This is a genomic window from Nonomuraea sp. NPDC004702 (genome assembly GCF_053601695.1).
Genome location: NZ_JBSGCE010000029.1, coordinates 131,673 through 138,262, shown reverse-complemented (window position 1 = coordinate 138,262; position 6,590 = coordinate 131,673). Strand labels below are relative to the sequence as shown.

6 protein-coding genes are annotated in these 6,590 nt (G+C 73.8%); 4 read left to right on the top strand and 2 right to left on the bottom strand.

Going from position 1 to position 6,590, the window contains the following annotated elements:
- Positions 1–229: 229 nt before the first annotated feature.
- From ACWEJ6_RS31235 to ACWEJ6_RS31225, 3 genes are all read left to right on the top strand, one after another.
- Positions 230–799, top strand: a complete 570-nt coding sequence (locus ACWEJ6_RS31235; protein ID WP_452428382.1) for a hypothetical protein — start codon at positions 230–232, stop codon at positions 797–799.
- A gap of 2 nt (positions 800–801) precedes the next feature.
- Entirely contained in the window at positions 802–1,260 is a 459-nt protein-coding gene (locus ACWEJ6_RS31230) for a hypothetical protein (RefSeq protein ID WP_452428380.1), read from the top strand.
- A gap of 276 nt (positions 1,261–1,536) precedes the next feature.
- Positions 1,537–2,739: an FAD-dependent oxidoreductase gene (locus ACWEJ6_RS31225; RefSeq protein ID WP_452428378.1), complete on the top strand. Its 1,203-nt coding sequence runs from the start codon at positions 1,537–1,539 to the stop codon at positions 2,737–2,739.
- A gap of 235 nt (positions 2,740–2,974) precedes the next feature.
- Here ACWEJ6_RS31225 and ACWEJ6_RS31220 read toward each other — a convergent pair whose 3' ends face one another.
- A complete protein-coding gene (locus ACWEJ6_RS31220; RefSeq protein ID WP_452428376.1) occupies positions 2,975–4,543 on the bottom strand; it encodes a S8 family serine peptidase in 1,569 nt (522 codons plus the stop codon).
- Positions 4,544–4,557: 14 nt separating this feature from the next.
- A complete protein-coding gene (locus tag ACWEJ6_RS31215) occupies positions 4,558–4,821 on the bottom strand; it encodes a hypothetical protein (RefSeq protein WP_452428374.1) in 264 nt (87 codons plus the stop codon).
- 221 nt (positions 4,822–5,042) lie between these two features.
- On the opposite strand from ACWEJ6_RS31215, the gene ACWEJ6_RS31210 reads away from it, so the two are divergent.
- Positions 5,043–6,431: a serine hydrolase domain-containing protein gene (locus tag ACWEJ6_RS31210; RefSeq protein WP_452428372.1), complete on the top strand. Its 1,389-nt coding sequence runs from the start codon at positions 5,043–5,045 to the stop codon at positions 6,429–6,431.
- Positions 6,432–6,590: the final 159 nt, after the last annotated feature.

Sequence of the window (6,590 nt, the reverse complement as noted above, 5' to 3'; positions counted from 1 at the left end):
GTTCCCGGCCCCGGTTCCCGGCCCCGGTTCCCGGCCCCGGTTCCCGGCCCCGGTTCCCGGTTCCCGGCCCCGGCCCCGGGCCCCTGATCCCTTGGCACCTCGGGCACCTCGGGCCCCCGGTCCCTGGCTTCCGGGCTCCCGGGCCTTCGGGCCTTCGGGCCTTCGGGCCTTCGGGCCGCATGGTCGGCCGGTTGCTCTCGGGGGCGCCGTGGCCGGGATCATGGACGGTGTGCTGCGCGTGACGATGAACGACTCCGCGGCCGGTCTGCTCGGTGTGCCGGGCGGCCCGGCTCTGCCGGCACCGCCGGGCGGCCTCGCTTCCGGCCTGCGGGAACGCGTGGCCCAGGGGCTGGTCCGGCGGGGTGAGGTGCTCGGCTGGGCCGTCTCGACGGACGGCGCCGAACGTGCCCCCGCGCCCTTCCACGACCTCACCGGCTGGGAGTGCGACCGGAGTTCCGTGCATCTGGAGGACTTCGTCCCGGTCGAGGTCGTCACCGTCGACCACGCGCCGGTGATCGGCGACGACGGCCAGCGCGTGATGCTGCTGCACGGCGTGGCGCTCGCCCTGGAGGTCGTCCGGCTCGCCCGCGCCCTGCACCCGCGCGGCCCGGTGCGCTGCGTCGTGACCGCGAACGAGACCAGCGCGACGTTCCGGTTCCACCAGATCAGGCCGGGCGAGAGCTGGAACGCCGCTGACCTGGACGGGTACGCCGGCGACAAGGTGATCGTGGTCGATCGGGGGCCGTTCGCCGCACTCCAGGAGCATCCGGACGTGCCGGGCGCCGCGTACGATTCCTGATCGTGTCGATGAGGTTGAGCCTCGCGAAGATCGAGGCCGCGCTGCTGGAGTCCGTACGGGCCGACCCCGCCCTCATCGGGGCCGTCCTTGAGGGCCGGTCGCGCGGTCTCCCTCCAGAGACGGACGTGTTCGCGGACGACCACCGCTCGCTCACCGCCATCGCCGAGGGACGCGCCGAGGCCGAGCACGGCACCGCGCGATGGAGGCACTGCTTCCCCTGGCTGGCGGCGGCCACCGGCGAGGACGGCGCGAACGACGTGGCCGGGTGCGAGGTCGGCTACGGGCCGCCGTTCGTGCTGGATCCCGGTCAGGTGGCGGCGGTCGCGCGGGGCCTGGCCGAGGAGGGGTGGAGGTTCGGCGCCGGTCACGCGGGCGGGACGTACGAAGGGCTGGAGGCGCTGGCGCCGTTCTACACGGCGGCGGCCCACGAGGGCAAGGCGGTCGTGGGCGCGGTGCGCTGACGTCCCTCGCCCGTGGGCGCGGTGCGCTGACGTCCCTCGCCCGTGGGCGCGGTGCGCTGACGTCCCTCGCCCGTGGGGGCGGTGCGCTGACGTCCCTCGCCCGTGGGGGCGGTGCGCTGACGTCCCTCGCCCGTGGGCGCGGTGCGCGGTCCTGACTGCCGGCCTCGGGCCTCTGTGTGAACGTGCCGCCGGTGGTGTGGTGGGGGTGTGCAGGTTGGGGGCGGGTACCGTGCAGACTGCCCCTTGGATGGGGGTTCGGGCCTAACGTCCCGGAATATGCAGACAGTGGACGTTCTGGTGGTGGGGGCGGGGCTGGCCGGGTTGAGCACCGCCCGCCTGCTGGCCCGGCGGGGGCTGGACGTCATGGTCGTCGATCGCCGCAGGTCGTTGGCGGCCGGCGTCCGGACCACCGGGATCTTCGTACGCCGCACGCTCGACGACTTCGACCTGCCCGGCCACCTGCTCGGGCCCGGTGTCCGGGACGTCCTGCTGTATCCGCCGTCGCGGCGCTCGCCGATCCGGCTCACCAGCGACCGGGACGAGTTCCGGGTGGCCGACATGGCCGCCGTCTACGAGCACGCCCGCCGCGCGGCGGAGTCGGCCGGCGCCCGGGTCCTGCTGGGCGTCCGGTACGCGGGCAGCTCATCGGGCCTCGTACGCCTGGAGCGCACAAGCGGCGCCGTGGCCGCGGAGGGCGCGGAGGGCGCGGTCGGCGTGGACGGTGTTGTGGGGGTGGAGGTGGTGGGGGTCAGGTTTGTCGTGGGGGCGGATGGGGCGCGGTCGCGGGTGGCGCGTGATCTCGGTCTCGACGTCAACCGACGCTTTCTCGTCGGCGCCGAGATCGTTCATGCCGTCGCGCCGGGTTCGGGCGTTCCGGCGTTCCACTGCGTGCTGGATCCCCGGGTGGCTCCGGGGTACCTCGGGTGGGTGGTGGACGACGGGCGGCACGCCCACGTGGGGGTCGCGGGGGAGCCGGGGGCGATGCGGGCCGGCGTCCGCCGTCTGCTGGACGCCTTCGCCGCCGACGCGCCCGGTCGCGCGACGCCCGCCGGGCCGGTCGAGCGCCGGGGAGGCCCGATCCCGGTCGGGGGCGTGCTGCGGCGGCTGGCGTGCCCGGACGGGCTGCTGGTCGGGGACGCGGCGGGCGCGGTGTCGCCCCTGACGGCCGGTGGGCTGGACCCTTGCCTGCGGATGTCCGAGCTGGCCGCGTCGGTGATCGCCGACTATCTGCGTACCGGTGACCGAGAGGTGCTGAAGCGGTACGACGGGGCCGCGCTGCGGGCCCGGTTCCGGGGCCGGTTGTTGCTGCGGCGGCTGTCTGCGGGGATCCGGTCACCGGTCGCGGCGGAGGCCGCGGTGACCGTCCTGCGCACCCGTCCCGGCCGGGCGCTGGCCGCGCGGATCCTGTTCGGCGACGGCTCCTTCCCCGAGCTCGAACCCCGGCTCACGGCGGGAGTGGGCACAGTTCGGCGACCTTGACGAGCCCGGCTCGTGTGCGACCGTAGCGGCCCCGGACGCGGCGTGCCCGCGATCGGGTCGAAACGCGGATGGGGAAGCGCGATCCCGTGTGGGAGAACGCGGGAGGCCGGAGAACGGGGGCCACCCCCGTGCAGGGGAACGCGGGGGCCGGAAAGGGGAGCGACCCCGTGTGGGGCACGGGGGGCCGGAAAGGGGAGCGACCCCGTGTGGGGCACGGGGTCGCGAAGGTGTGGGGTTACGGCTTGGTGTAGCCGCCCGTGTAGGCGCCGCTTCCGCTGTACGCGTACACGCGGATGCGGTAGGTGCCCGCCGTGCCGTTGTAGGTCAGCGACTCGTCAGGCCCGCTGCCCGCGCTGCTGGCCACCGTGGTCCAGCCGAGGATGCCCTGCTTCTGCAGGTACAGGTCGAAGTCCACGCCGGAGGGCCCGTCGAGGCACGCCCGGTGCGTCCCGGCGGCGGCCGTGTAGCCGGAGCTGTTCGGGTAGTACACGTTCTGCCCGCTGGTCAGGTTGCCGGAGAACGGCGTCTGGTAGCCGGTGCAGTTCCCGGGGGTGTTCCCGACCGTGATGCTCTTGCTGGTGGAGTTCGTGGCCCCGCCGTTGTCGGTCACGGTGAGGGTCACGGTGTACGTGCCCGCGGCGGCGTAGGTGTGCGACACGGTCGCGCCGCTGCCGGTGGAGCCGTCGCCGAAGGTCCACGCGTAGGAGGCGATGCTGCCGTCCGGGTCGCTGGAGCCGGAGCCGTTGAACGAGCACGCCCGCGTGGTGTTGTCGCACGACTGGGTGAAGCCGGCCACCGGCGGCTGGTTGCCACCGGTCGTCGGCGGGTACTGCGTGGCGTCGTGCACGTCGAGCAGCGGCTCCTTGACCCCGTCGCCGGCGTCGTCGGTCCAGTTGAGGTTGCCCGTGGCCTTGAGCTTGTCCCGTACGGCCAGCGCCCCCGCCCGGGTGGTGGGCTTGTTCGAGCCGCTGGTCAGCACGGCCGCGGCGCCCGCGACGTGCGGGCTGGCCATGGAGGTGCCGCTGATGGTGTTGTAGCCGCCGTTCATCCACGTGGAGTAGATGCAGGTGCCGGGGGCGGCGACCTCGACCGTGGTGCCGTAGTTGGAGAACCAGGCGAGGGTGTCGTCGGTGTCGGTCGCGCCGTCGGTGCGGCACGGCACGGTGATCGTGCCGGCCAGGCCGCCGGGCTGGCCGTCGAAGTCGGTCACGGCCGAGACGGTGACGACGTCGGGGTGGTTGGCGGGGAAGAAGCCGGAGGCGTCGGCCGAGCTGTTGCCGGCGGCCACGACGACGACGATGCCCGCGTTGGTGGCGTTCGTGATCGCGTTGCTGATCGCGGAGCTGCTGCAGCCCTGGCAGCCGAGGCTCAGGTTGATGACCTCGATCGTGCTCGCCCTGGCCACGACCCAGTCGAGACCGGCGGCGATGCCGGCCAGCGTGCCGGAGCCCGCCGAGTTGAGCACCTTGACGGCGTGGATGCGGGCGCCGGGGGCGACGCCGACCGCGCCGACGGAGTTGTCGATGGCGCCGATCGTGCCGGCCACGTGGCTGCCGTGCCCGTTGTCGTCGTCGCCGGTGCCCGAGCAGACGCCGCTGGTGCAGTTGGTGCTGGCCACCACGTTCAGGTCGGGGTGGTCGAGGTCGACGCCGGTGTCCACGACCGCCGCGTCCACGTCGACGCGGACGTCGTCGGTGCCGTCGATGTCGAGGTTGATGTTCTGGTCGGCGAAGATGCGCTTGATGCCGCTCGGCACGGTCTGCGCGAAGGCGTGCACCTCGTGGTCGGGCTCGACGGTGAGCACACCGGGGTCGCCCTTCAGCTTGGCGGCCTCCTCGGGGTGAAGAGGGCCGAGTAGCCGTTGAAGGCGTACCGGTAGGTTCCCACCAGCACGCCCTTGTGCGCCGTGACCTGCTGCTGCGCCTCGTTCGCCACCTGCGCCCGCGACACGCCAGAGAGCTGGACGATGTAGCGCTGCTGGTCGGCGGCGGCCGGGGAGTCGGCCTCGGCGGCGGTGGCCCAGCCGGACAGTGCCAGGCAGACGCCGGAGGCCAGGGCTAACAGGGTTGAGATTCGACGCATGGAAACGCCTTTCTCCGGGGGTGACATGAGCTGTGCTCATGCGGCTTGTGAGCGGAACATCGCATATGACAGCGAGTCAGGCAATACTGAAATATCTGTCATAGATCACATCGGTCTGGGTCGTTCCGACGAAGAACCGGGGCCGTCATAGTGGGGGTGGACGAACCGGGTGGTCCCCGCCGGCTCTAGGGTCGGGCGGAGTCGACCAGGGGGGGACACCGGTGCCGGAGCTGGAGGAGATCGATGCGTGGCTGCGTCACCGGCTGGCGGGACTGCTCGCCGAGAACCAGGTGCCCGGGGCCGCCGTGGCGGTCCACGCGGGCGGCCGGACGGTCGAGGTCGCGGCCGGGACGCTGAGCACGGCGACGGGCGTCGAGGCGACCCCCGGCTCCCTGTTCCAGATCGGCTCGATCACCAAGGTGCTGACCGCGACGCTGGCCATGCAACTGGCCGACGAGGGCCTGCTCGACCTGGACGCGCCCGTGCGCGACCGCCTCCCGGCGTTCCGGATCGGTGACGAGCGGGCCGCCCGGCGGATCACCCCGCGCCAGCTCATGTGCCACGTCGCGGGCTTCGAGGGGGACGTCTTCACCGACACCGGCAAGGGCGACGACTGCGTCGAACGGTTCCTGGACGTCCTGCACGACGTGCCGCAGCTGTTCGAGCCCGGCGAGATGTTCTCCTACAACAACGCCGGCTACTGCGTGCTGGGCCGGATCATCGAGGTCGTGCGGGGCAAGCCGTTCGACGCGTGCCTGCGCGACCACCTGCTCACGCCGCTCGGCATGACCCACGCCGCCTGCGACCCGTACGAGGCGATCGTGCACCGCACGGCGGTCGGCCACGTCCAGCGCACGCCGGACGGCCCGTACCGGCCGACCCCGGTGTGGGCGCTGGCCCGCTCGAACGCGCCCGCCGGCTCGATGCTGGCGATGCCGCCGCGTGACCTGCTGGCCTTCGCCCGCATGCACCTCGCCGGCGGCACCGGCCCGGACGGAGCCCGTGTGCTGAGCGCGGAGAGCGTCGCGGAGATGCGGCGGCCGCAGGTCAGGCTGCCCGACTTCGCCCAGGGCACGGCCTGGGGCCTGGGCTGGGAGCTCTTCGACCGGCCCGGCGGCGCCGTCTTCGGCCACGACGGCAGCACCGTCGGCCAGGCGGCGTGCCTGCGCGTGGCGCCGGAGCGCGACGTGGCCGTGGTCGTCGTCGCCAACGGCGGCCGGACGCGGCCCGTGTTCGCCGAGATCACCGGCCGCGTGCTGGGCGAGCTGGGCGGGGTCGAGGTGCCCGCGCCCCCGGCGCCCGGCCCGGCCCCCGTCCCGCCCGCGAACGCCGCCCGGTACGCCGGCACGTACACGTCGAGCACCTGCGAGACGGAGGTGACCCTGGACGGCGCCGGGCGGCTGTGGCTGCGCCGGACGCCCGTGGGCATCACCGCCGACCTGGACGAGGTGCCGTACCGCACCGAGCTGGCCGCCTGGCGCGACGACGTGCTGATCCCCCTCGAACCCGAGCGCGGCGCGCACGCCCCGATCGCCTTCCTCGGCGACGACGGGACCGGCCGCGCCCTCTACCTGCACGACGGCCGCGCCGACCGCCGCACGTCCGGCTGACCCACCGCACCGAGGACGGCCCGCCCGCGCACAGCGCCGGCGGGCCGTCCTCATGCCCGCCCCCGTCTCCGCACCGCGCTGATCAGTTGGTACGCCCGGACGAACCCCCGCCCCAACGTTCGATGTCCGCGACGAACACCGCCGGGGACGCGGGTCCCA

Coding starts and splice junctions, on each gene's coding strand:
- ACWEJ6_RS31225 (WP_452428378.1), top strand. CDS start 1,537: ATGCAGACAGTGGACGTTCTGGTGGTGGGGGCGGGGCTGGCCGGGTTG.
- ACWEJ6_RS31215 (WP_452428374.1), bottom strand. CDS start 4,821: ATGCGTCGAATCTCAACCCTGTTAGCCCTGGCCTCCGGCGTCTGCCTG.